The sequence below is a fragment of the Micromonospora sp. M42 genome (genome assembly GCF_000568915.1).
GTDB classification, from domain to species: domain Bacteria; phylum Actinomycetota; class Actinomycetes; order Mycobacteriales; family Micromonosporaceae; genus Micromonospora; species Micromonospora chalcea.
The window spans coordinates 2,918,313-2,942,375 of record NZ_KK037233.1; the positions used below are offsets into that span (position 1 = coordinate 2,918,313).

General features: G+C 74.0%; 24 protein-coding genes and 4 pseudogenes. 9 read left to right on the forward strand and 19 right to left on the reverse strand.

The annotated features are described in order from the left end of the window. The first annotated feature begins 32 nt into the window (after positions 1-32). From MCBG_RS13095 to MCBG_RS13110, 4 genes are all read left to right on the forward strand, one after another. The gene (locus tag MCBG_RS13095; protein ID WP_043330559.1) at positions 33-392 is read left to right on the forward strand and encodes a YraN family protein; all 360 of its coding nucleotides are present in this window, start codon (positions 33-35) and stop codon (positions 390-392) included. A 1-nt stretch (position 393) separates the two neighbouring features. Further along, a complete protein-coding gene (locus MCBG_RS13100) occupies positions 394-1,914 on the forward strand; it encodes a YifB family Mg chelatase-like AAA ATPase (protein WP_043325896.1) in 1,521 nt (506 codons plus the stop codon). Continuing rightward, complete coding sequence (locus tag MCBG_RS13105) at positions 1,911-3,089, forward strand: DNA-processing protein DprA (RefSeq protein WP_043325897.1); 1,179 nt, start codon at positions 1,911-1,913, stop codon at positions 3,087-3,089. The genes MCBG_RS13100 and MCBG_RS13105 overlap by 4 nt, the downstream gene beginning before the upstream one ends. Positions 3,090-3,348: 259 nt before the next feature. Next, positions 3,349-3,735 carry a hypothetical protein gene (locus MCBG_RS13110; RefSeq protein ID WP_140946285.1) on the forward strand — a complete coding sequence of 129 codons (387 nt, stop codon included), beginning with the start codon at positions 3,349-3,351 and terminating at the stop codon, positions 3,733-3,735. Positions 3,736-3,768: 33 nt separating this feature from the next. Here MCBG_RS13110 and MCBG_RS13115 read toward each other — a convergent pair whose 3' ends face one another. Continuing rightward, positions 3,769-4,110: a hypothetical protein gene (locus tag MCBG_RS13115; protein ID WP_043325899.1), complete on the reverse strand. Its 342-nt coding sequence runs from the start codon at positions 4,108-4,110 to the stop codon at positions 3,769-3,771. Positions 4,111-4,536: 426 nt separating this feature from the next. On the opposite strand from MCBG_RS13115, the gene MCBG_RS13120 reads away from it, so the two are divergent. Together MCBG_RS13120 and MCBG_RS13125 are read left to right on the forward strand one after the other, a co-directional pair. After that, complete coding sequence (locus MCBG_RS13120) at positions 4,537-5,463, forward strand: tyrosine recombinase XerC (protein WP_051611538.1); 927 nt, start codon at positions 4,537-4,539, stop codon at positions 5,461-5,463. Positions 5,464-5,512: 49 nt separating this feature from the next. After that, a complete protein-coding gene (locus MCBG_RS13125) occupies positions 5,513-6,694 on the forward strand; it encodes an aminotransferase class V-fold PLP-dependent enzyme (RefSeq protein WP_043325902.1) in 1,182 nt (393 codons plus the stop codon). A 48-nt stretch (positions 6,695-6,742) separates the two neighbouring features. Here the strand turns inward: MCBG_RS13125 and MCBG_RS31765 are convergent. Continuing rightward, a pseudogene (locus tag MCBG_RS31765) lies at positions 6,743-7,283 on the reverse strand (murein hydrolase activator EnvC); the annotation flags it as partial. Positions 7,284-7,477: 194 nt separating this feature from the next. On the opposite strand from MCBG_RS31765, the gene MCBG_RS13130 reads away from it, so the two are divergent. Together MCBG_RS13130 and MCBG_RS13135 are read left to right on the forward strand one after the other, a co-directional pair. Then, entirely contained in the window at positions 7,478-8,137 is a 660-nt protein-coding gene (locus tag MCBG_RS13130; RefSeq protein WP_043325904.1) for a methyltransferase, read from the forward strand. Next, the gene (locus tag MCBG_RS13135) at positions 8,134-9,240 is read left to right on the forward strand and encodes a sulfite oxidase (RefSeq protein WP_043325905.1); all 1,107 of its coding nucleotides are present in this window, start codon (positions 8,134-8,136) and stop codon (positions 9,238-9,240) included. The genes MCBG_RS13130 and MCBG_RS13135 overlap by 4 nt, the downstream gene beginning before the upstream one ends. Before the next feature lie 24 nt (positions 9,241-9,264). On the opposite strand, the gene MCBG_RS13140 is transcribed toward MCBG_RS13135, so the two are convergent. The 13 genes and pseudogenes from MCBG_RS13140 to proS form a co-directional block, all read right to left on the reverse strand. Next, positions 9,265-9,588 carry a DUF2469 domain-containing protein gene (locus tag MCBG_RS13140; RefSeq protein ID WP_011905215.1) on the reverse strand — a complete coding sequence of 108 codons (324 nt, stop codon included), beginning with the start codon at positions 9,586-9,588 and terminating at the stop codon, positions 9,265-9,267. After that, positions 9,585-9,704: pseudogene (locus tag MCBG_RS35195) on the reverse strand (ribonuclease HII); the annotation flags it as partial. The pseudogene MCBG_RS35195 and the gene MCBG_RS13140, both read right to left, overlap by 4 nt. Positions 9,705-9,782: 78 nt before the next feature. After that, a pseudogene (locus MCBG_RS13145) lies at positions 9,783-10,459 on the reverse strand (ribonuclease HII); the annotation flags it as partial. Beyond that, entirely contained in the window at positions 10,453-10,920 is a 468-nt protein-coding gene (locus MCBG_RS13150) for an NUDIX hydrolase (RefSeq protein ID WP_043325908.1), read from the reverse strand. The pseudogene MCBG_RS13145 and the gene MCBG_RS13150, both read right to left, overlap by 7 nt. Before the next feature lie 90 nt (positions 10,921-11,010). Continuing rightward, positions 11,011-11,643 (reverse strand): signal peptidase I, encoded by a 633-nt coding sequence (gene lepB / locus MCBG_RS13155; protein ID WP_043325910.1) that lies wholly within the window; start codon positions 11,641-11,643, stop codon positions 11,011-11,013. Further along, positions 11,640-12,524, reverse strand: a complete 885-nt coding sequence (gene lepB / locus MCBG_RS13160; protein ID WP_043325911.1) for a signal peptidase I — start codon at positions 12,522-12,524, stop codon at positions 11,640-11,642. The genes lepB (MCBG_RS13155) and lepB (MCBG_RS13160) overlap by 4 nt, the downstream gene beginning before the upstream one ends. A 168-nt stretch (positions 12,525-12,692) precedes the next feature. Then, positions 12,693-13,052, reverse strand: coding sequence for a 50S ribosomal protein L19 (gene rplS, locus MCBG_RS13165; protein ID WP_013284591.1), 360 nt, complete (start codon positions 13,050-13,052; stop codon positions 12,693-12,695). Positions 13,053-13,195: 143 nt separating this feature from the next. Next, positions 13,196-13,984: a tRNA (guanosine(37)-N1)-methyltransferase TrmD gene (trmD, locus tag MCBG_RS13170; RefSeq protein WP_043325913.1), complete on the reverse strand. Its 789-nt coding sequence runs from the start codon at positions 13,982-13,984 to the stop codon at positions 13,196-13,198. A gap of 27 nt (positions 13,985-14,011) precedes the next feature. Then, positions 14,012-14,551: a ribosome maturation factor RimM gene (rimM, locus tag MCBG_RS13175; RefSeq protein WP_043325915.1), complete on the reverse strand. Its 540-nt coding sequence runs from the start codon at positions 14,549-14,551 to the stop codon at positions 14,012-14,014. Further along, the gene (locus tag MCBG_RS13180; protein ID WP_026268109.1) at positions 14,551-14,811 is read right to left on the reverse strand and encodes an RNA-binding protein; all 261 of its coding nucleotides are present in this window, start codon (positions 14,809-14,811) and stop codon (positions 14,551-14,553) included. Before MCBG_RS13180 ends, rimM begins: the two co-directional genes overlap by 1 nt. Beyond that, positions 14,786-15,241: a 30S ribosomal protein S16 gene (gene rpsP / locus MCBG_RS13185; protein WP_013284587.1), complete on the reverse strand. Its 456-nt coding sequence runs from the start codon at positions 15,239-15,241 to the stop codon at positions 14,786-14,788. Before rpsP ends, MCBG_RS13180 begins: the two co-directional genes overlap by 26 nt. 242 nt (positions 15,242-15,483) lie before the next feature. Continuing rightward, the gene (locus MCBG_RS13190; RefSeq protein WP_043330560.1) at positions 15,484-16,131 is read right to left on the reverse strand and encodes a ribonuclease FAU-1 family protein; all 648 of its coding nucleotides are present in this window, start codon (positions 16,129-16,131) and stop codon (positions 15,484-15,486) included. Positions 16,132-16,207: 76 nt separating this feature from the next. Further along, a complete protein-coding gene (gene proS, locus MCBG_RS13195) occupies positions 16,208-17,614 on the reverse strand; it encodes a proline--tRNA ligase (RefSeq protein ID WP_043325917.1) in 1,407 nt (468 codons plus the stop codon). A 92-nt stretch (positions 17,615-17,706) separates the two neighbouring features. On the opposite strand from proS, the gene MCBG_RS13200 reads away from it, so the two are divergent. Further along, positions 17,707-18,282 carry a TetR/AcrR family transcriptional regulator gene (locus MCBG_RS13200; protein ID WP_043325918.1) on the forward strand — a complete coding sequence of 192 codons (576 nt, stop codon included), beginning with the start codon at positions 17,707-17,709 and terminating at the stop codon, positions 18,280-18,282. Positions 18,283-18,308: 26 nt separating this feature from the next. On the opposite strand, the pseudogene MCBG_RS13205 reads toward MCBG_RS13200, so the two are convergent. The 4 genes and pseudogenes from MCBG_RS13205 to MCBG_RS13220 all read right to left on the reverse strand — a co-directional run bounded on the left by MCBG_RS13205 (position 18,309) and on the right by MCBG_RS13220 (position 24,058). Beyond that, positions 18,309-19,387, reverse strand: a pseudogene (locus MCBG_RS13205) (amidohydrolase family protein). Positions 19,388-19,405: 18 nt separating this feature from the next. Continuing rightward, positions 19,406-19,987: a Uma2 family endonuclease gene (locus MCBG_RS13210; RefSeq protein ID WP_043325919.1), complete on the reverse strand. Its 582-nt coding sequence runs from the start codon at positions 19,985-19,987 to the stop codon at positions 19,406-19,408. A gap of 66 nt (positions 19,988-20,053) precedes the next feature. Next, positions 20,054-21,607 (reverse strand): signal recognition particle protein, encoded by a 1,554-nt coding sequence (gene ffh, locus MCBG_RS13215; protein ID WP_043325921.1) that lies wholly within the window; start codon positions 21,605-21,607, stop codon positions 20,054-20,056. Positions 21,608-21,793: 186 nt separating this feature from the next. Beyond that, complete coding sequence (locus tag MCBG_RS13220; protein ID WP_043325923.1) at positions 21,794-24,058, reverse strand: [protein-PII] uridylyltransferase; 2,265 nt, start codon at positions 24,056-24,058, stop codon at positions 21,794-21,796. Positions 24,059-24,063 lie beyond the last annotated feature (5 nt).

Genomic DNA, 24,063 nt, shown 5'->3' on the forward strand with positions numbered 1-24,063 from the left:
GCCCCGGGCCGCCCCGGCGCATCCTGGCCGGCATGACGAACCGGAACCGAGCCGTCGGCGCGTACGGCGAGCGGTGCGCGCTGCGGCACCTGATCGAAACGGGCCTGCGCCCGGTCGCCCGCAACTGGCGCTGCCCCGAGGGCGAGATCGACATCATCGCCTGGGAGGGCCCGGTCCTGGCCATCTGCGAGGTCAAGACCCGCCGCAGCGAGCAGTTCGGCTCCCCCGCCGAGGCCGTCGTCCCGGCCAAGGCCCGCCGGCTGCGCGGCCTGGCCGCCCGGTGGCTCGCCGAGACCGGCACCACCGCCGACGAGGTCCGCTTCGACGTGCTGTCCGTCCGGCTCCCGCTCACCGGCCCCGCCCGGGTCAAGCACCTGCGCGGCGCGTTCTGACATGGGGTACGCGAAAGTGCTGAGCGTGGGCCTGGCCGGAGTCGCCGGGCACCTCGTCGAGGTCGAGGCCGACCTCGCCCCCGGCCTGCCCGCCGTGATCATCTCCGGTCTGCCCGACACCGCGCTGCACGAAGCGCGCGACCGGGTCCGTGCCGCGATCGTCAACTCCGGCCAGAAATGGCCGAACCGGCGGATCACCCTCAACCTGCTGCCCGCCACCCTGCCCAAGTACGGCTCGGCGTTCGACCTGGCCATCGCGGTCGCCGTGCTCGCCGGCTCGGGTGAGCTGCCGCCCGTCGCCCTGGACGCCACTGTCGTGCTCGGCGAACTCGGCCTCGACGGCGCGGTGCGCCCGGTACGCGGCACGCTGCCCATGGTCGCCGCCGCAGCCCGCGCCGGGCACACCCGGGTCGTCGTACCCGCCGGCAACGCCGCCGAGGCGGCAGTCATCCCCGGCGTACGGGTGCACGCCGTCGACACGCTGCACCGGCTCGTCGCACACGTCCGCACCGGCGCGCCACTGCTCGCCCCGCCCGCTCCGGCCCCGGCCGAGACCCCACCCGGGCCGGATCTCGCCGACGTGGCCGGCCAGCCGCTCGGGCGGCGCGCGCTGGAGATCGCCGCCGCCGGCGGTCATCACCTTGCGCTGCTCGGCCCGCCCGGCGCCGGCAAGACCATGCTCGCCGAACGGCTGCCGTCGGTGCTGCCCGAGCTGGACGACGAGGCCGCCCTGGAGGTGACCGCGCTGCACTCGATCGCCGGCCTGCTGCCGCCCGGCGGCGGGCTGCTGCGCCGTCCTCCGTTCCAGGCGCCGCACCACACCGCCACGGTGCCCGCCCTCGTCGGTGGCGGCTCCGGGCTGGCCCGTCCCGGCGCGGTGTCGCTGGCCCACCGCGGGGTGCTGTTCCTCGACGAGGCGCCCGAGTTCGGCAAGGGCGCGCTGGAGGCGTTGCGGCAGCCGCTGGAGAGCGGCCGGGTACGTGTGGCGCGCACGCGCGGCGCGACCGAGTACCCGGCCCGCACGCAACTGGTGCTGGCCGCCAACCCATGCCCCTGCGCGAAGCCGTCCGGCGACGTCGACTGCGAGTGCACACCGCTGGCCCGGCGGCGCTACCTGGGCCGGCTGTCGGGGCCGCTGCTCGACCGGGTGGACGTGCAGGTCCGGCTGCAGGCGGTACGCGCGGCGGAACTGTTGCGTACCGATGCCGCGCACGAGTCCTCGGCCACCGTCGCCGCCCGGGTCGCCGCCGCACGACGAGCCGCCGCCGACCGCTGGGCGGCCACCGGGCACCGGGTCAACGCCGACGTCCCCGGCCCGTACCTGCGCCGCCCGCCGTGGCACCTGCCGGCCCGGGTCACCGCGGACCTGCGGCACCGGCTCGACACCGGTTCGCTGTCCGCGCGCGGCTACGACCGCGTACTGCGGCTCGCCTGGACCATCGCGGACCTGGACGGGCGGGACCGCCCCGGCCACGACGACGTCGCGGAGGCCATCCAACTGCGGACGGGAGAGGCCGCGTGAGCACCGAAGAAACCAAGCTGGCGCGGGTCGCGCTCACCTGGCTCGCCGAGCCCGGCACCCGATCCGTGTACGCCCTGGTGCAGCGGATCGGCCCGGTCGCCGCGCTGGACCTGCTGCTGTCCGGTGGCGCGCCGGAGCAGGCCCTGCGCTCGGCCGTGGCGGCGCGGGCCGCTGCCGGTGACGCCCGGGCGGTCGCGGCCGGGGCGCTGGCCCGTGGCGAGCGGCTGGGCGCCCGGCTGGTCACCCCGGACGACGACGAGTGGCCGGCCCAGGTCCGTGACCTGCGGCGGCTGGCGCTGCCCGGCGCCACCCGCCGGGTCGATGTGGAGACCGACCCGCCGCTCTGCTTCTGGGTACGCGGGGCGTGGCCGCTCGGCGAGACGCTGGCGCACTCGGTGGCGGTGGTCGGCGCCCGGGCGGCCACCCCCTACGGCTCACACATCGCCACCGAGCTGGGCTACGGCCTGGCCGACCGGGAGTGGACTGTGGTGTCGGGCGGGGCGTTCGGCATCGACTCCGCCGCCCATCGCGGCGCGTTGACAGCGGGCGGGCGCACCGTCGCCGTGCTGGCGTGCGGGGTGGACCGCCCGTACCCGATGGGCAACGCCGCGTTGTTCGACCGGATCGCCGAGACCGGCCTGCTGGTGAGCGAGTGGATGCCGGGCGCGGAGCCGCTGCGGCCCCGGTTCCTCATCCGCAACCGGGTGATAGCGGCGGCGACACGCGGCACGGTGCTGGTGGAGGCGGCGGCGCGCAGCGGCGCCACCCAGACGCTCAACCGGGCGCTCGGCCTCCGCCGCCACGCGATGGTGGTTCCCGGGCCGGTCACCTCCGCGATGTCGGTCGGCGGGCACGAGGTGCTGCGCGAGCGGCCGGACGCCCGGCTGGTCACCGGCCTCGCGCACGTGCTGGAGGAGGTGGGACGGATCGGCTACGACCTGGCCCCGCCGGCCCGAGCGCCCGAGCGCCCACGGGACCGGCTCGACGAGGAGGCCACCCAGGTGCTGGAGGCGTTGCCCCGTCGCCGGGCGCTCGACCTGGAGAGCGTCGCCGCCCGGGCCGGCGTGGACCTGCGTACCGCGATGCGCAAGCTGTCCCTGCTGGAGGAACTGACGATGGTGGTTCGTCGCGACGGCGGCTACGCGCTCGCCCCGCCAGCGGCCGGCCCGACGTGACAGGCGGCGCGTACCCCCTCGCAACCGCCCGGCGACGGGGCCGTGGGACCGGCCCCGGTCTTCTAGGATCACCATTTCGCGCGCGGCGGAAGCCGTTGCGGGAACGATCGCGCCCCGGCCGGACGCCGGGCGCCGTCACGGGGAGAAGGATGACTGGGGCAGCGAACCGTCGCACATGTCCACAATGGTCGGAGTCCGGCGCCGAGGTGCGGCTCGCCGGGCCGGCGTCGGCCATCCCGCCGACGCGCGGAGGCGGCCGATGAGCACGCAGGAGACCTCGCGCCGCAACCCGGCGGCTGGCCCACCCGGGTCGGGGCGTCGTGCGTTCGGCGGCATGCTGGTCGTGGTCAGCCTCTTCGTGGTGTTCTTCGCGATCCTGTCCCACCGCGACATCGGCGACTACGACCCGAACGGCCCGACGATGTGCGGCGAGGATGTGATGACGCCCCGGGACCGGTGCATGTTCGGCGCGGGCGACGGCTCCTACGAGGCCCAGAAGGCCGAGGCGGAGAAGCAGCACGACATCGACCTGATGATCCGGGACATCGGCTTCGTCGCCGGTCCGGCGCTGTTCGTGGCCGGAGTCCTGCTGATCGTGTGGGGCACGCGCCGGATCCGGGCCACGCAGCAGCCGGCCGAAGCCTGAGCCGGCACGGCACGGCGACGGGACGCGCGATCGTCAGTCGCCCTCGAACCGGATCTCGGTGTCTCGGCGCTCCGCGCAGCGGCGGGCCAGCCGGGCCAGCCGGCGGATGTGGTCGGCCTCCGCCGGCGCCCCGGCCACCTCGGCCAGGCACCGCAGGTCGGCGAGCAGCTGCGACATCCGATCGGTGTCGACTGTCAGCTCGCCGAGCGGATCGACGCGATCCAGCAGCGGCGTCCGGCCGCCGCCGCGGACCCGCGCCAGCAGACCGAGCAGCACGTCCTGCGGATCCGCGACGACCTCGATCGAGACGTACGCGGGCCGGCGACGACTGCTGCCCGCCGAGATCTGTCGGTAGAGGACCGCGTCCACTCCCACTGTCGGCCCCTTTTCGTACCGGGCGTCACCGTCGCGGGACGCGGCTGTCCGATCGCGGCCGGATCGGCCACCCGTGGGGCGCGCCGGCTCAGCCACGCTGCCGTCCGGTTGCCGCCCTGTGCCTGGCCGCAGCATGAGTTTCCTCTGTCCAGGCCCGGTTTAGCCACCCTGCTCGGCGCGGCGCGATCGTCACGCCGGAAGGCACTGGCGCGGCGGCGCACGGCACACCGCGGCCACGGCGGCGCCGACGGCCCGGCCGGCGCGGTGAAGGCGTGCGGCGGCTCAGCGCGCGGCGGCGCTCCGGCCGTACGCTGGACCGGTGATCGCTGTCCGCCTCTGTTACGACCGCGTGCGCCAGATCGGGGCGCCGCGGTGAGCAAGCGGCAGCGCGGCACCCGGGACGCGCACGAGGAGCTGCCCGCGTCGATGCGCGAAGCGGTGGACGACTTCGCCGACCACCTGTCGCGGGTGCGCAACCGGTCCGTCCACACCGTCCGCGCGTACGTCACGGATCTCGTGTCGCTGCTCGACCACGCGGTCCGGATGGGCTGCGCCGAGCTGCCGGAGCTGGACCTCGCCGTGCTGCGCAGCTGGCTGGCGAAACAGCGGACCATGGGCGCGGCCCGGACGACGATGGCCCGCCGCGCCGCCGCGGCCCGGACGTTCAGCGCCTGGGCGCACCGCACCGGCCTGCTCGCCGACGACATCGCCGCGCCGCTGGCGAGCCCTCGGGCCCGGCGCGAACTGCCCACCGTGCTGCGGGCCGACCAGGCCGCCGCCCTGATGGAGGCCGCCCGGCCCGCCGACGCCCCGCAACCCGGGGGAGCACCGGGCGCGGACACGCCCGAGGCCGTGCTGCTGCGTGACCGGCTGCTGCTCGAACTGCTCTACGGCACCGGGGTACGGATCAGCGAGGCGTGCGGCCTGGACGTGACCGACGTCGACCAGGGCCGCCGGGTGGTGCGCGTACTCGGCAAGGGCGGCCGGGAGCGGTCGGTGCCCTACGGGGTGCCGGCGCAGCGGGCGCTCGATGCGTGGCTGAGCGTCGGGCGGCCGGCTCTGGCGACGCCCGGCTCGGGCCGGGCGCTGCTGCTCGGGGCGCGGGGCGGGCGGCTCAACCCGACCACCGCGCGGCGGATCGTGGCCGACTGGACCGAAGCCGCCGGGGTGCCCCGGGTGACGCCGCACGGGCTGCGTCACTCGGCCGCCACCCACCTGCTCGAAGGCGGCGCGGACCTGCGGGCGGTGCAGGAGCTGCTCGGGCACTCGTCGCTGGCGAGCACGCAGATCTACACGCACGTGTCGGTCGAGCGGCTACGTGCGGCGTACCGGCAGGCGCACCCCCGCGCCTGACCGGCGGAATCCCGCCGGGTGATGATCCATCTCGGGCTAGGATCGATGGATGACGGTGCCGCAGCCGCCCGAGCCGATTCCCGGTGCTCGGCTGCTCTTCTCCCTCGATCCCTCCGTCAGCCACCTCAACCACGGCTCGTTCGGCGCCGTGCCGATCGCCGTGCAGCGCGCCCAGCAGCGCCTGCGCGACGAGATGGAGGCCAACCCGCTGCGGTTCTTCACCCAGGGCCTGGTCGACCGGATCGCCCACGCCCGCCGACACCTGGCCGCGTTCCTCGGCGCGGACCCGGACGGCACCGCGCTGGTCGGCAACGTCACCGCCGGCGCGGCGGTCGTGTTGCAGTCGCTGGCGCTGCGCCCCGGCGACGAGATCCTGACCACCGACCACGGGTACGGGGCGGTGGCCCTCTCGATCGCGCGGGAGTGCGCCCGCACGGGGGCGGTGTCGCGCACCCTGCCGGTGCCGTTGACCGCCACCGACGAGGAGGTGGTCGAGATCGTCCGCGCCGGGTTGCGCCCCGGGCGTACCCGGCTGCTCATCGTCGACCAGCTGACCTCGCCGACCGCCCGGCTGTTTCCGGCCGCCGCGCTCGTCGCGGTGGCCCGGGAGCAGGGCGTGCCGGTGCTGGTGGACGCCGCGCACGCGCCGGGCATGCTGCCGGCCACCGTCGCGTCGATCGGCGCCGACTTCTGGGTGGGCAACCTGCACAAGTGGGCGTACGCGCCGCGCGGCACCGCCGTGCTCGTGGTGGCGCCGTCGTGGCGGGAGAAGATCCAGCCGCTCGTCGTCTCGTGGGAGCAGGACAGCGGCTTCCCGACCCGGGTGGAATGGCAGGCGACGCTCGACTACACCGGCTGGCTGGCCGCCCCGGTGGGCCTGTTCACACTGCGCAGCCTCGGCGTGGACCGGGTACGCGCGCACAACGCGGCGCTGGCCGCGTACGGGCAACGGGTCGTCGGGGACGCGCTGGGGGTGGCGCCCGAGCGGCTGCCGGAGCCCGGCGGACCGGCGGTCGCCATGCGTCTGGTGCCGCTGCCACCGGGCGTCGCGACGACCCTGGACGCGGCCCGGGAGCTGCGGGCCCGGATCGCCGACCGGCTCTCCGCCGAGGTGTCGGTGGCCGGCTGGAACGGGCGCGGCTACCTGCGGCTGTGCGGCCAGGTCTACAACACCCCCGACGAGTACGACCGGCTGGCCGTCCGGCTGCCCACGCTGCTCGCCCAGCGCTGAGCGGCGAGAGCCGGCGGCGGCGCCACGACTCAGGGGACCGGCGTCGGCTCCCGGGTCGAGCGGCAGCAGCCGGACCCGGCCGAGCCCGAGCAGCGCCCAGCGGATCCAGGTACTCGGCGCCGCGTCGCAGCCCCCAGTGCAGGCAGGCCGCCTCGGCGCAGCCGGGATGCCCGGCGAGCAGGTCACCGATCGGGGTGCCGGCGTCGACCCGGGTGCCGGCGGTGACCCGGGACCGGACCGGCTCGTAGGTGGTGCGCAGCCCGTCCCGTGGTGGCCGAACGGTGAGCACCGGCCGGCCGGCGACCGAGCCGGCGAACAGGACGGTCCCGGCGCCGGCCGAGCGGACCTGCGCGCCGGGCGCGCCCGCCAGGTCCACGCCCCGGTGCCCGGACATCCACGGCTGCGGCGGCGGGTCGAACCCGCGTGCCACGCGGGGTGGACCGGGCAGCGGCCACCGGAACCGTCCGGCGGTCGCCGACCCGCCGGGCGCGCCCCGGTATCCCGTCGTGACGTCCGGCCCGTCAAGGACCGCCGCCGAGCCGCCCGCCGCCACCGGCCTGTCAAGGCTCGCCGCGGGGACGCCCGGCAACCAGAAGGCGAGCACGAGCACAAGCAGCAGGCCCCTGCCGGCCCGACCGATGGGGATACGCACACCGCGTACCCTGACCGTCCGCGCGCTGCCCCGCGCGCGCCACGCGGTCGTCCTGTGGACGACGCCCCCACTGTGGACGAGCGCCGAGATCGGGGCGGATCTGCTACGGCCGGGACGCCTATGCTGGCCGGGTGACGAAGGACTGGTACGCCTGGCACCGCGACTACGACCAGCCCGAGTCCGCACTGGCCCGGCGGCTCGCCGAGGTGCGGCAGCGTGTCGCCGACGCCCTCGACGCCGCACGGCCCGGTCCGCTGCGCGCGCTGAGTCTCTGCGCCGGTCAGGGCCGTGACCTGATCCCGGTGCTGGCCGCTCACCCCCGGGGCGCCGACGTGACCGCCCGCCTGGTCGAGCTGGACCCGCGCAACGCCGATCTGGCCCGCCGCGCCGCCGCCGACGCGGGGCTCACCGGCGTGCAGGTGGTGACCGGGGACGCCGCGCTGACCGACGGCTACGCCGATCTGGCCCCGGCCGATCTGGTGCTGGTCTGCGGCATCTTCGGCAACATCACCGACGACGACATCCGGGCGACGGTGCGGCACTGCGCCTCGCTCTGCGCCACCGGCGGCATGCTGCTGTGGACGCGGCACCGGCGCGAGCCGGATCTGGTGCCGGTGATCTGCGAGTGGTTCGCCGAGGAGGGCTTCGAGCCGGTCGCGGTGGGCAGCCCGGCCGACGGTGTGGGTGTCGGCGCGCACCGCTTCACCGGCACCCCGCGCCCGCTGGTGCCGGGTGCACGGATGTTCACGTTCGTGGGCTACGACGTGCTGGAGCGGACGGAGCAGGCATGACCACAGTGGACGACGCGAGCCGGCCTGCCCGGGTCGCCGGACCGGACGAGGCGATCAGCGCCGAGGAGCTCCAGCTCGCCGCGCGCAACCACGGCATCCCGTTGGAGGCGCTGCGCTACGACGTGACCCCGGCGGGCCTGCACTACCTGCTCATCCACTACGACATCCCGGACGTCGACCCGGCCGCGTACGCGCTGCGCGTGTCCCGGCGCGGTGCAGCGTCCACTGCGGCTGGACCTGGCGGCGCTGCGCGACCGGCCCGGGTGACCCACCGGGTCACGCTGGAGTGCGCGGGCAACGGCCGGGCGCTGCTGCGGCCCCGCCCGGTGAGCCAGCCCTGGCTGGTGGAGGCGGTGGGCAACGCCGAGTGGACCGGTACCCCGCTGGCGCCGCTGCTGCGCGAGGCCGGGCTGTCCGGCGACGCGGTGGACGTGGTGTTCACCGGGGCGGACCACGGGATCGAGCGCGGCGTCGAGCAGGACTACCAGCGGGCGCTGCCGGTGGCCGACGCGCTGCGCGAGGAGGTGCTGCTGGCGTACGAGATGAACGGCGCTCCCCTGCTGCCGCAGCACGGCGCGCCGCTGCGGCTGATCGTGCCCGGCTGGTACGGCATGGCGCACGTGAAGTGGCTGCGCGACATCACGGTGACGACCGAGCCGTTCGACGGCTACCAGAACGCGGTGGCCTACCGGTTGCGGCGCGACGCCGACGACCCGGGCGTGCCGGTGACCCGGATCGAACCGCGTGCCCTGGTGCGCCCGCCCGGGTTCCCGGACTTCATGTCCCGGACCCGGGTGGTGCGGCCGGGGCCGTGCACGGTGGACGGCCGGGCCTGGTCCGGGCACGCGCCGGTGACGTCGGTCGAGGTGACGATGGACGGTGGCGGCACGTGGACGCCGGCGGTCCTGGACGAGCCGGCCGGCGGCGAGTGGGCGTGGCGTCGATGGTCGGTGAGCTGGACGGCGACCCCGGGGCGGTACGTGCTGGGCGCCCGGGCGACCGACGCCTCGGGGCGCACTCAGCCGGTCGAGCAGCCGTGGAACCGGGGCGGGTTCGCGAACAACCTGGTGCAGCGGGTCGAAGTGGTCGTGCCGGAGCGGTGATCCGGGCGGCGGGCCGCCCGGGGATCAGCTCCCGAATCCGGAATCTGCGGGAAGCGAGATGTCGGGCTTTTCGAGCTCTTCCACATTGACGTCCTTGAACGTCATTACTCGGACGTTCTTGACGAAACGGGCAGGCCGGTACATGTCCCACACCCAGGCGTCGTGCATCTCGACCTCGAAGTAGACCTCACCGTCCGAGTTGCGGACGTGCAGGTCGACCTGGTTCGCCAGATAGAAACGGCGCTCGGTCTCCACCACGTAGGAGAACTGGCGGACAATGTCGCGGTACTCCCGGTAGAGCTGCAGCTCCATCTCGGTCTCGTACTTCTCGAGATCTTCCGCGCTCATCGCACTCCGCCTTCCATGACCACATCTTCCCCCACCGACGCCGGAGGTCGCGGCTGCTCGCCCAACGCCACGCCGACGGTACCCCCTGGCGCGCCGGAGCGCCCCATCGGCTCGTCCGGGCGCCCGGCGAACGCGCCGGCCCCGAGTCCCGGCAGCCCGGCCACGGGCTCGGGCGACACCACGTCGGCGCCCGCCGGGCGGCGGGCGCGGGGAGGCCGGCCGTCCCGTCCGGAGACGGCGGCCACGTTCACGTACGAGAAGCGGTGCTCCCGGCAGGCCCGAGCGCGCGCAGCGCGGCGCTGTGCTCGGCGGTGATGTAGCCCTTGTGTTCGGCGAAGCCGTAGCCGGGGAACCGCCCGTCCAGTTCCACCATGATCCGGTCCCGGGTGACCTTGGCGAGCACACTGGCCGCCGCCACGCAGGCGGCCACCCGATCGCCCTTCCAGACCGCCAGCCCCGGCACGTCGAGCCCGTCGACGCCGAAGCCGTCGGTCAGCACGTACTCCGGGCGGGTGGTCAGCGAGGCGAGCGCCCGGCGCATCGCGGCGAGGTTGCACACGTGCAACCCGCGGGCGTCCACCTCCTCGGCCGGGATGACCACCACGGCGTACGCCAGGGCCCGCGCCACCACCTCGTCGTGGACGCGCTCCCGGGCGGCCGGGGTGAGCAGCTTGGAGTCGGCCAGCTCGTCGATCTCGCCCCGGCGCCCCTCGGGCAGGATCGCGGCGGCGGCGACCAGCGGCCCGGCGCAGGCGCCCCGGCCCGCCTCGTCGGCGCCCGCGACGTAGCGGAAGCCCCGCCGTTGCAGGGCCCGCTCCAGCGCGTAGAGGCCGCCGTCGCGGCGCACCACCGTGCGCGGCGGGGTCAGCATGCGCCGCCTCCCACCAGCACGGCGCCGAGCCGGCCCGGCAGGTCCGGCGGGTAGTAGCGCTCGGCGGTGGCGGCCAGGTCGGTCACCGTCCACCAGCGGTGCCCGTGCACGCTCGCGCGCTCGACGTCGTTGAATCCGGTGGTGTCGACCTCCCAGCCCGCCACCCGGACCAGGTAGAACTGCTGCTCCTGGCGGTACCAGACGCCGTCGAACGGGAACTCGACGGTCTCCGACCAGACCGGCGCGCCCAGCTCGGCCGGGGCCAGCCGCAGGCCGGTCTCCTCGGCCAGCTCACGGGCCGCGCCGTCGGCCGGGGCCTCCCCCGGGTCCAGCCCGCCGCCGGGGGTGAACCAGTAGCGGTGACCCGGCCGGGCCGGATCACTGCCCTCGAAGAGCAGCACCCGGTCGGACGCGTCGACCAGCAGCACCCGGGCCGCGCGACGAGGGGTGTAGACGGTCACCGCACCAGCCTGCCAGACGGCTGCGACGAACGACCACGCCCTCCCGCCGGCGGCCGGGGGTGGGCGTGGGGGCGCGCGGAAGCCGTCGGGTCAGGGATTGGGGATCCCCTCGAACTGCTTCGGCACGCTGAGCCAGGTGGCGCGGCTGACCGGCCAGAAGATGGTGAAAGCCCGCCCGACGACCTCGCCCTCCGGGATGGTGGCGACGGTGATGTCCTCGCCGGACTGCTGCCAGTGCTCCAGCGAGTCGCCGGAGGCCTCCCGGTGGTCACCCATGACCCACAACCGGCCCTTCGGCACGGTGATGTCGAAGTCCTGGTCGGCGGGCTTGTTGCCGGGGAAGATGAACGGCTCGTCGACCGGCTTGCCGTTGATGACCAGCCGGTCCTGCCCGCCCGTACGGTCGCAGCAGACCACGTGATCGCCGCCGACGCCGATCACCCGCTTGATGAAGTCCTCACCGTCGGGGTTGCCGCTCCACTCGGTGGGCGCCTTGAAAACGATCACCTCGCCCCGGTGCGGCGAGCGGAAGTCGTAGACCAGCTTGTTGACCAGCACCCGATCGTCGATCTTGAGGGTGTTCTCCATGGACGGCGACGGGATGAAGAAGGTCTGCAGCACGAAGGCGCGAACCAGCACTGCGACCAGGATCGCCACACCCAGGAGGATGGGCAGCTCCTTCCAGAAGGAGTTGCGCGGCTTCTCGGTCTGCTCGTCGATCACGGGAGGAGCCTACGTCCCCGGGTGCGGCGCAGTCGCCCCGAACCCGCGAGAACCGTGAGCGTCGCCACGACCGGCACGATCAGGACGACTCCGCCCACCGGGTCGGGATCCACCGGGACCGGGCCGGAGGCGGCCGCGGCGTCCGCGCGCGGCACGTCCGCGAACGTCTCCGGTACGGGCAGGGTGGTCCACCGCTGCGACGGCCAGACGATCATGAAGGCGCGACCGATCACGTTCTCGATCGGCACCGGCCCCTGACATCGGGCGTCCTGCGAGACCAGCCGGTGGTCACCCATCACGAAGATCTGCCCCGGCGGCACCACCACCTCGGTGAACTGCCGGGACCGGCATTCCTTCGGATTGGGCGGAAGCTCGAGCGGGGAGTCCTCGGAGACGTACGCCTGCTCGTCCAGCGGCACCCCGTTGACCACCACGCGGCCGTCGTCGCAGCACCAGATCTTGTCGCCCGGCACGCCGATGACCCGCTTGATGAAGTCCTTCTCACCGGGGCGGCTGACGCCCACCAGGTCACCGAGCGTGCGGCTGACCTGGCCGGCGAAGTTGGTGGGCGGCGCAGGCGCCTCCTGGGCGACCCAGCGGTCGGTGCCGCGGAACACCACCACCTCGCCGCGGACGGGGTCGCGGACGTCGTAGACGACCTTGTTGACGAGCACCCGGTCGCCGACGAGCAGCGTGTTCTCCATCGACCCGGAGGGGATGAAGAACGCCTGGAGCAGGAACGTGCGGATCAGCACCGCCAGGCAGAACGCCACGATGAGCAGCAGCGGAAGCTCCTGCCAGAGCGGCATCTGGCGACGCCCGCGCCGGGCCCGCCGGCGCCAGGGATCGACGGCGCCGTCCTCGTCAACCATCTGCACCATGCCACTCTCCGGTCCGCGGAAACGACACTACCGCCCGGGAGTCTCCTTCGAGACCCCACGGGCGGTAGTGGACCGTTTCGCACCGTCCGGCTGCGCCCGTACCGACCAGGGTAATGCGGTCTGGTCGATACGACATCCGCGCAGGCCGGGCGGCGTGGCGAACGCGAATCAGTTCGCCGGCTGCTTCTCCCGCAGCTCCTTGATCTTGGCCTTCTTGCCCCGCAGCTCGCGCAGGTAGTAGAGCTTGGCGCGACGCACGTCACCGCGGGTCACGACCTCGATCCGGTCGATGCCCGGGCCGTTGAGCGGGTAGGTCCGCTCCACGCCGACACCGAAGCTGACCTTGCGGACCGAGAAGGTCTCACGCAGGCCGTCACCCTGGCGGCGGATGACGACGCCCTGGAAGATCTGGACCCGGGAGCGGTTGCCCTCGACGACCCGCGCGTGCACCTTGACGGTGTCACCGGCACGGAAGTCGGGCAGGTCGGTACGCTTCGACTGGGCGTCAAGGGCGTCCAGGATGTTCATCGCTGCGTCCTCGTGAGGCTCACGGCGCATCGTCAGTCGATGCGCGGATGGGTGATTCTGACCCCCGGATGGTGACCGGCGAGACCGGCCCCGGTCGAGGGTCCTCGCAGCCGCCCACGGCGTGGACGGATGCGGCAACCCCTCTACTTTGCCACATGCCCCGGTGGCGGGGAAAATCCGCCCCGGTCCAGCGTCGCCCGGTCCCGCTTGTCGAGCGTCTCCGGGGCCAGCGCGCCGATCATGTCGGGGCGGCGCCCGGCCGTGCGCAGCAGCGCCTCGTCCCGTCGCCAGCGGGCGATCCGGCCGTGGTCGCCGGAGCGCAGCACCTCCGGCACGTCCAGCCCGCGCCAGGTCGCCGGCTTCGTGTAGAGCGGGGCCTCCAGCAGCCCGTGCGCGTGTGACTCCTCGTCCAGCGAGCCGGCGTTGCCCAGCACCCCGGGCAGCAGCCGGGTGACCGCCTCCAGGATCACCAGCACTGCCACCTCGCCGCCGAAGAGCACGTAGTCACCCAGGGAGACCTCGGTCACCGGCATCCGGGTCGCCGCGTGGTCCAGCACCCGCTGGTCGATGCCCTCGTACCGGCCGCAGGCGAACAGCAGGTGCGACTCGGCGGCCAGCTCGTGCGCCAGGGCCTGGGTGAACGGGACGCCGGCCGGGGACGGCACGATCAGCCGGGGCAGCGTGTGCCCGTCCGGGCTCAGCTCGCCCGGGGCCAGCGCGTCCAGCGCCTCGCCCCACGGCTCAGGCCGCATGACCATGCCGGGACCGCCGCCGTAGGGCGTGTCGTCGACGGTGCGGTGCACGTCGTGGGTCCAGGTCCGCAGATCGTGTACGGCCAGCCGCAGCGTGCCGTTCGCGCGGGCCTTGCCGATCAGCGACAGGTCCAGCGGGGCGAAGTACTCAGGGAAGATCGACACGATGTCGACGCGCATGCGGTGGCTCCAGCCGGAGGTCGAGAGCTAGAGATCGAGCAGGCCGTCGGGCAGGTCGACGACGACGCGACCGCCGGCCAGATCCACCTCGGGCACTATCGCCTTGACGAACGGGACCAGCGCGGTACGCCCCTCGGGCCGCCGCAGCACCAGCATGTCGGACGCGGGCGCGTGGTCGATGCGGGCCACCTCGCCCACGTGCTCGCCGTCGCGGGTGACCACGGCGAGCCCGACCAGCTGGTGGTCGTGGAACTCCTCCGGGTCCTCCGGCGGGGCGACGTCGGCGCTGTCCACGCCGAGCAGCGTGTTGCGCAGCGCCTCGGCGACGTTGCGCTCCAGCACGCCCTCGAAGGCGACGAGCAGCCGCCCCTGGTGCCAGCGGGCCGACTCGACGGTGAGCGTCGGCGGCACCCGCCAGGCGCCGGGCTCCGACGGGGTGACCCCCGGCTCGGTGGTCAACACCGAACCGGGGGCGAACCGTGCTTCGGGCTCGTCGGTACGCACCTCCACGGTGACCTCACCGCGGATGCCGTGCGGCTTACCGATCCGGCCGACGACGAGAAGCATCAGTACGAGTCGACGATGTCGACGCGTACCCCACGCCCGCCGATGGACCCGATCACCTGGCGCAGCGCCTTGGCGGTCCGGCCGGACCGCCCGATCACCGTGCCGAGGTCCTCGGGGTGCACGCGGACTTCGAGGCGCTTGCCCCGACGGGAGTCGACCATCCGCACCCGGACGTCGTCCGGGTGGTCGACGATGCCCTTGACCAGGTGCTCCAGAGCGGGACGCAGCGGCATGTCAGGCCTGCTCGCCGGACTCGGCACCGGTCTGCTCCTCGGCCTTGGCCTCGGCCTTCGGCTCCTCCGCCTTGGCGGCGGCCTTCTTGGCCGGCTTGGCCGGGGTGTCCGCCACGCCGGCGGCGGCCTTCGCCTCGGCCTCGTACGCCGCCTTGCGGTCGGCCCGCTCGGGGGCGACCTTCAGCGGCGGCGGGGCCGGCAGGCCCTTGAACTTCTGCCAGTCGCCGGTCAGCTCCAGCAGGCGCTGCACGGCCTCGCTCGGCTGAGCGCCGACCGACAGCCAGTACTGGACCCGCTCCGACTTGACCTCGATCACCGAAGGGTCTTCCTTCGGCTGGTACACACCGACGAACTCGATCGCGCGACCGTCACGCTTGGTGCGCGAGTCGGCGATGACGATGCGGTACTGCGGGTTGCGGATCTTGCCCATCCGCAGGAGCCGGATCTTTACGGCCACAGTTGTTTCGCTCCTGTTGCGATCTCACCGGCCCGTACGGGCGGTGTGGCGGGTGAGCGCCGACCGGCACAGTGGGGTTTGGGCCGGAGACTGCTCGGTGAACTGGCGACGCGCCCGGGTTAGAGGGCGCCGGACGCGCGCCGGATACCAGCGAACCATTCTGCCAGATCCGCCCCGGAACTCTCACACCGGACCCGGACACCACGCCCGCGGCGGGTCGGGCCGTGACGGACGACACCCGCTCAGCGCACCGGCGGGCGGTCCCACCCCGGCGGAAGTTCGTCCGGTACATCCCATTCCGCGGGCGGGGTGAAGTCGCACCAGGTGCCGTCGAACGGGAACGCGCCCGCCTCGGCGATCCGGATCACCCGCTCACCCTCGGCGCGTACCGCCTTCTCGTCTGTCACCCAGTAGTGCTCCGGGAACGCCAGCCGCTCGGCGAACTCGTCCTCGTCCTTCCACTCCCAGCTCAGGTCCGGGTACACCACCACGTCGAGGTCCTGGTCGACCATGTCGACACCGGCCACCGCGCCGTCGTCCCAGCGGACGCCGGGCTCCTCCAGGTTGACGTACCAGTTCTGGAAGCGCCCGGCGGCGTCGCGGAACCACCAGACCGAGTGGGCCGCGCCGGTGGGCAGGAACTTCAGCACCGGCGGACCGTTCCACCGGCCCTGCGCGAGCCGGTAGGACGACGTCACCCACTCGGCGAACGGCACGGCCCGCATGCCCAGGCCGGCGGCGTTCACCTCGTGCGCGACGGGCGCTGTCCGCGCCACCCAGAGCAGCAGGCCGCGCTCGTCGTCGGAGACCACGCGGGCCGACCGGACCCACCCGATCCGGCCATGCCGCACGTTCCGGTGCATGATCAGCCGCCCCGGCTCGAACCGCACGCTCACCCCCGCCGTCGTGTTAACAAGGGCCCCCGCCTATGCAGAATGCGTTAAGAAGGGGCCCTTCCTTACACCCTCAGTAGGCGCGGGCGAGGATCGCCACCAGGTCGGGCTCGTCCTCCGAGTCCGGCACCGAGCCGTCGGCGCGCACCAGGCAGCGAACCGTCACGCCCTGACCGTTCGCCTCGGCCTCGCCCTCGACGCCGACCGCCGACCACGGCACCCGCGCCCAGCCGGTGGCGGACGCCTCGATCGCCTCGGCCAGCGTCGACACCTCGACGGTGCGGGACCGGCGGAACTCCAGCGCCTGGTCGTGCAGCGCCCGCTGGTCGGCCTCCAGCGCGGCGAGGACCGCGCCGACCACGTCGGCCACCGGGGTCGGGGCCTTCGAACCGTCCGTACGCCGGACCACCACCGCGTTGCCGGCGGCCAGGTCACGCGGGCCGACCTCGACGCGTACCGGGTAGCCGCGCAGCTCGGCGTCGACGGCCCGGCGGCCGAACGCGGTGTCGGTCCGGTCGTCCAGCGCCACCCGCACCCCGGCGTCGCGCAGCGCGTCGCGCAGCTTGGCCGCCGCCTCGCTCACGCCGTCGCCGTCCTTGACGATCATCACGTACGCCTGGACCGGCGCCAGCTTCGGCGGCACCCGTAGCCCGTTGTCGTCGCCGTGGCACATGATCAGGCCGCCGAGCATCCGGGTGGACGTGCCCCAGGAGGTGGTCCACGCGTGCTCCCGGCCACCCTCGGCCGAGGAGTAGCTGATGTCGAACGCCTTGGCGAAGTTCTGGCCCAGCTCGTGGCTGGTGCCCAGCTGCAGCGCCTTGCCGTCGCCCATCATGCCCTCGCACGTGTACGTGGCGGTGGCGCCGGCGAAGCGCTCCCGGGCGGTCTTCAGGCCGACCACGACCGGGATGCCGAGCACGTTGACCATCAGGTCCTCGTACGCCTCGTGCAGGATCCGCCGCGCGTAGGCGCGGGCGTCCTCACGGGTCGCGTGCGCGGTGTGCCCCTCCTGCCAGAGGAACTCGCTGGTACGGAGGAAGATCCGCGGGCGCAGCTCCCACCGGACCACGTTCGCCCACTGGTTGAGCAGCAGCGGCAGGTCGCGGTACGAGTCGATCCACTTGGCCATGAACTCGCCGATGACCGTCTCGCTGGTGGGGCGCACCACCACCGGCTCGGCGAGCTGCTTGCCGCCGCCGTGCGTGACCACCGCCAGCTCCGGCGAGAAGCCCTCGACGTGCTCGGCCTCGCGCTTGAGGTAGCTCTCCGGGATGAACAGCGGGAAGTATGCATTCTCCGCGCCGGCCGCCTTGATCCGGGCGTCCATCTCGGCCTGCATCCGCTCCCAGATGGCGTAGCCGGCCGGTCGGATCACCATGGTCCCCCGGACCGGGCCGTTGTCGGCCAGCTTCGCCTTGGCGATCAGGTCCTGGTACCAGCGGGGAAAGTCCTCCGCACGGGGAGTGAGCACGCGTGCCATGACCGCACATCCTATGCGCCGTGCGGGGCGGGGGTTCGCCGGGGAGCCGGGCCGCGCCGTGTCGCCCGGCGCGGCCGTAGACTTCGACGGCGATGGGTGAGACACGGGACGCGATCGTGGAGGCCGCCCGGGCGCAGACCGTGGCCCTCGGGTGGGACCGTGTCCGGATGGGCGCGGTGGCCGCCGCCGCCGGGGTGAGCCGGCAGACGGTCTACAACGAGTTCGGCACCAAGGCGGGCCTGGGCGAGGCGCTGGCCCGGCACGAGGTGGACCGGTTCGTCGGCCAGGTCCGGTCCGCGCTCGGCGAGCACGACTCCGACGTGCGGGCGGCGGCGTACGCGGCGATCCACCGCACGCTCGCCTCAGCCGCCGAGAACCCGCTGGTCCGGGCCGTGCTGACCAGCACGCGGGGCGGCTCGGAGGAGTTGCTGCCGTACCTGACCACCCGGTCCGAGCTGGTGCTCGCCGAGGCCGCGGCGGCGCTGCTGGACTGGACGGGTGACCGCCTGCCCGACGCCGATCCGGCGGCCCTGGCGTTCGCGGCGGACAGCGTCGTACGCCTGGTGGTGAGCCACATCGTGCTGCCCGGCGGCCCGGTCGACGAGACCGCCGACCGGCTGGCCGACCTGGCGGTGCGCCTGTTCCTGATGGCGGCGACGGCGCGCTAGCGACGACGGCGGCCGGTCACGGCCCGTCAGCGGACGACCCGGCCGCGCAGGACGATCCGGCTGGGCGTCCGGACCACGCGCAGGTCACGGCGCGGATCTTCGGGGTAGACCACCAGGTCGGCGAGGCCGCCCTCGACCAGCCCGGGGAAGCCGAGCCACTCCCGGGCCCGCCAGGAGGCGGCGGCCAGCACGTCCGGCGCGGACATGCCGGCCTGCTCGTGCAGCAGGAGCATCTCCTCGGCCGCGAGCCCGTGGTCGATGCCGCCGCCCGCGTCGGTGCCGACGTAGATCGGCACACCGGCCTCGTGCGCGGCGCGCACCACCTCGGGGAAGCGGTCGCGCAGGGCGAGCATGTGGTCGGCGTACCCGGGGAACTTGGGCCGGGCCTGCTCCGCGATGTGGCCGAAGGTCCGGATGTTGATCATCGTGGGAACCAGCGCGGTGCCCTGCCGGGCCATCAGGTCGATCAGGTCGAGGCTCAGCCCGGTGCCATGCTCCACCGAGTCCACCCCGGCCCGCACCATGATCTCCACCGCCGACTCGGAGAACGTGTGCACCGCCGCGCGTACCCCGGCGGCGTGCGCGGCGGCGACCGCCGCGGTCATGGTGTCGGCGTCCCAGGCCGGCGCCAGGTCGCCCACTCCCCGCTCGATCCAGTCGCCGACCAGCTTGACCCAGCCGTTGCCGGCCGCGGCCTGCGCGGCCACCGTCTCGGCGACCTCCGCCGCGCCGACCTCACGCCGATGTCGCGCAGGTAGCGCTTGGGCGGGGCGATGTGCCGGCCCGCGCGGGCCAGTCGCGGCAGGTCCGGCTCGTCCTCCAGTTCGGGGTACGGGTACGGCGACCCGGCGTCGCGGATCGCCAGCACGCCCGCGTCCCGGTCGATCCGGGCCAGTTCCCGCGCCTGGTCGAGCGAGGTGATCGGGCTGCCGCCGCGGGCGATGCCGATGTGGCAGTGCGCATCGGTCAGACCGGGCAGCACGAAGCCGCCGTCGGCCACCGTCTCGGCGCCGGGCACCGGTTCGAAGGTGACCCGGTCGCCGACCAGCCAGACGTCCCGGACCTCGTCGTCGGGAAGGAACACACCGCGCACGTGCAGAGCCATGTGCACAGTCCTACCCGATCAGTCCTCCTCGCCGGCGAGCAGGTCGTTGCGCCGCGCGGTCAGCGCCGGCAGATCGACCGAGACCTTCCAGGGCCGCTCGGTGACGAACAGGTCCTCGGTGTGTGCCAGTTGCTCGTACTCGCGGGCGGCGCCGTCGAGCGTGTACTCGGTCAGCGCGATCCGCTCGTGCTGCGGATCCACCACCCAGTAGGAGCGGACCCCGGAGCGGGCGTAGACCTTCGCCTTGTCGTACAGGTCGTGGAAGTGCGACGTCGGCGAGACGACCTCGACGGCGAGCAGCGCGTCCTCGACCGGGACCGGCGACCGGCCGGCGTGCTTGCGCCGGATCACCACCACATCCGGGCGCGGCTCGTTGCGGCGGTCCACCCGCATGGACAGGTCGATGCTCACCAGGAACTCAGGCGGGCAGTTGACCTCAAGCGCGAGTAGGAGACGGACACACAGATCCTGGTGCAGGGCGGTGGGCGACGGCACGATCAACCTTCCGTTGATCAGTTCGTACGGAAGGTCCTTGGGCAGGTCGCCCAGGTCGTCGACCGTCCACTCGTGCCGCTCGGGCAGGATCGGCGCCGCGGTCATGACATCTCCTTCCAGGGGGCGAACCGACCCTAGGTGATGATCACATCGCCCACTGTCACCGACACGCTAGCGGGGGCCCTTGTCGCCGCCCTTGCCCAGCTTGTTGAAGTCGATCTTCGGAAGCTTGAAGCCCGGCGGCAGGCCCTGCCCACCCGCCAGATCACCCGGGTCCAGGCCCGGCGGGAGCTGCGGCATCCCGCCCGGGAAGCCACCCGGCATGCCGGCGCCGGTACGCGGCCGCCCGCCGCCCTTCGTGCCCTTGCGCTTGTTCTTCGGCGACTTGGTCGCCTTGCGCCGGCCACCGCCGGGCAGGCCCATCATGCCGCCCATCTGCTTCATCATCTTCTGCGCGTCGGTGAAGCGGTTGAGCAGCTGGTTGACGTCCATGACGGTGACGCCGGAGCCGTTGGCGATCCGGGCCCGGCGGGAGCCGTTGATGATCTTCGGGTTGGTGCGCTCGGCCGGGGTCATCGACCTGATGATCGCGGTCACCCGGTCGAAGTGCTTGTCGTCCAGCTCGGCGAGCTGGTCCTTCATCTGCCCCATGCCCGGCATCATGGCCAGCACGTTGGCGATCGGGCCCATCCGCCGGACCGCGATGAGCTGATCGAGGAAGTCCTCCAGCGTGAAGGTCTCCCCGCCCATCAGCTTGGCGGTCATCTTGTCCTTCTGATCGGAGTCGAAGGCCGCCTCGGCCTGCTCGATCAGAGTGAGGACGTCGCCCATGCCGAGGATCCGGCTGGCCATCCGGTCGGGGTGGAAGACGTCGAAGTCCTCCAGCTTCTCGCCGGTGGAGGCGAACAGGATCGGCTGGCCGGTGACCTCGCGGACGGAGAGCGCGGCGCCGCCGCGGGCGTCGCCGTCGAGCTTGGACAGCACCACGCCGGTGATGCCCACGCCGTCGCGGAACGCCTCTGCGGTACGGACCGCGTCCTGGCCGACCATCGCGTCGATGACGAAGATGACCTCGTCGGGCTGGACCGCGTCGCGGATGTTCGCGGCCTGCTGCATCATCTCGGCGTCGATGCCGAGCCGGCCGGCGGTGTCGACGATGACGATGTCGCGGGCGGCGCGGCGGGCGTGCTCGATCGAGTCGCGGGCCACCTGCACCGGGTCGCCGACGCCGTTGCCGGGCGCCGGGGCGTACACCTCGACGCCGGCCCGGCCACCGAGCACCTGGAGCTGCCCGACGGCGTTGGGGCGCTGGAGGTCGGCGGCGACGAGCAGCGGCTGGTGGCCCTGGCTCTTGAGCCAGCGGGCCAGCTTGCCGGCGAGCGTGGTCTTACCGGAGCCCTGGAGGCCGGCCAGCATGATCACGGTCGGCGGGTGCTTGGCGAACTGGAGCCGCCGCCCCTCGCCGCCGAGGACGTTGATCAGCTCCTCGTTGACGATCTTGATGATCTGCTGGGCCGGGTTCAGCGCCTGGGAGACCTCGGCGCTGCGCGCCCGCTCCTTGACGTTCGCGATGAAGCCCTTGACCACCGGCAGGGCGACGTCGGCCTCCAGCAACGCCATCCGGATCTCGCGCGCGGTGGCGTCGATGTCGGCGTCGGTGAGCCGGCCCTTGCCGCGGAGCTTGGTGAAGATCCCGGACAGGCGGTCACTCAAGGTGTCAAACACGCGAACATCCCGTTTGTCGTTTTCGGCGGGCACATGCTGGCGGGCCGATGGTCCAGCCCACCGTTAGGGTAGCCCGCCGCCCGCACCCTCGCTCCGGCCCGGCCGTCCACGGGCCTGCGCCGCTCGTCGGCCGGGTGTTAACAGGGGTCCCTTCCTCTACCGGAGGCGTTAACAAGGGGCCCTTCCTTACACGGCGGCGAGCACGGCGGCCTCGACGTGCGCTCGTTCCTCGTCCGAGGGCCAGCCGCCGACCAGGTAGAAGGCGTCCACCACGTCGCCGCCGAGCGTGGAGATCCGGGCCGCCCGCACCTGGGCGCCGGCCTCGTCCAGCGCGCAGGTGACCCGGTACAGCAGCCCGGCCGCGTCCGCGGCGCGCAGTTCCAGCAGCACCGCGTCGGTGGCCGCCTCCCGGTGCCAAACCACCCGGGGGGCGGCGCCCTGGCTGCGGGCGGCGAGCGCCCGGCCACGCAGCCGCTGATTCACCGAGACGTCGCCGCCGACCGCGCGGCGCAGGTCGGCGCTGAGCGCGATCGGGTTCGGCGCCAGCCCGTAGCGCGGCTGCACCCGGCACTGCACCAGGGCGCGGCCGTCCACGGTGGCGGCGTCCGCGGAGATCACCTCGAGGCGGTGCAGGGCCAGGCAACCGGCGACCGTGGCGAGCAGTCCGCGCCGGTCCGCCGCGGCCACCGACACCCGGTCCTCCCCCAGGTGTACGACAGGCAGCGGCCCGGCCACGAGCGCCGGGTCGGGGGCCGGCGGAGCGGGCACCACGCCGGTGTCCAGGGTGGTGCGCACCCGGGCCACCAGCTCGGCGATCAGCCGGCCCTTCCAGGCCGACCAGGCGGCCGGGCCGGTGGCGGCGGCGTCGGCGCGCACCAGGGCGTGCAGCAGTTCCAGCGTGGCGGTGTCGCCGACCCGCTCGGCGACACCGGCGACCGTCTTCGGGTCGGACAGGTCGCGGCGGGTCGCCACGTCGGGCAGCAGCAGATGCAGCCGGACCAGCGTGCCGATCAGCTCCGCCTCGGCCGGTGGCAGCCCGACCCGGGCGGCCACCGCCTCGGCCAGCGGCGCGCCGACCGTCGAGTGATCTCCTTCCAGCCCTTTGCCGATGTCGTGCAGGAACGCGCCGAGCAGCAGCAGGTCGGGGCGTTCCACGTCGCGGGTGTGCCGGCTCGCCTCGTACGCGGTCTGCACCAGGTGCCGGTCGAGCGTGAACCGGTGCACCGGGTTGTGCTGGGGCAGGCTGCGCATCCGGGTCCACTCGGGCAGCCAGCGGTCGATCAGCCCGTACCTGTCGCAGGTCTCCCAGGCGGGCACCAGGCCGGGACCGGCGCCGAGCAGCGTGATCAGCGCGGCCCGTGCCGCCGGCGGCCAGGGCGCGGGCAGCGGCGGACAGTACGCGGCCAGCCACTCGCAGGTGGCCCGCGCGATGGGCAGCCGGGTGGTGGCGGCCGCGGCGGCCACCCGCAGCGACAGGCTCGGGTCGGGGCGGGCCCCGATGGCGGTACGGGCGAGCACCAGTTCCCCGTCCTGCTCGACCACGTCCCGCGCAACCGGGCGGCGCAGCGGCCGGCCGGGGGCGGCCCGGTGGCGGCCGGAGCGGAGCCGGTCGGCGGCCCGCCAGGCGTCGTCCAGGGCATGGCTGACGGTGCGGGCGTCGCCGGCCACGAGCCGCAGCAGCGCGTCGCCGTCCTCGGCGCCGAGCAGCCGCGCCACGCCGTCGCGTTCCTGGGCGACCAGGCGGTCGACCCGGCGGCCCACCTGCTGGTGCAGCGCGTCGCGGGTGTCCAGCAGCCGCCGGTGCGCCGCGTACACGGCCGGGCGGAGCGCGTCGGTGACCCCGGCGGTGGCGATGGCGCGCAGGATCCCCACGTCGCGCAGCCCGCCGGCCGCCTCTTTGAGGTCGCCTTCGAGCAGGAACGCCAGTTCGCCGTGCGCCTCCCAGCGCGCGGCGGTGATCTCGCGCAGGCCGGGGAGCTGGCGGATCGCGGTCCGCCGCCAGTGGTCGGTGGCGGTACGCGCGAGCTGGTCGGTGAGCGCCGGGTCGCCGGCCACGTGCCGGGCGTCGAGCAGGCCGAGGGCGACCTTGACGTCGTCCTGGGCCACCGACAGCGCCTCGGCGACGGTGCGTACCGAGTGGTCCAGCCGCAGTCCGGCGTCCCAGATCGGGTACCAGAGCGACGCGGCCAGCTCGTCGATGCCGGGGACCCCGGCGTGCAGCAGCACCAGGTCGAGGTCGCCGTAGGGGGCGCACTGGCGGCGGCCCAGTCCGCCCACCGCGACGAGCGCCACCCCGTCCCGGTCCGGGAAGGCCCGGCGCAGCCAGGCGTCGAGCGCCTCGGCCCGCGCGTTCCGGGCCGGCTCACCGATGCCCCCGGGTACGCCGACGACCTCGTTGACCACGGGCACGCCGTCCCCGGTGGGGGTGGCAGCCGTGGTCAACGAGGTCACGTCGG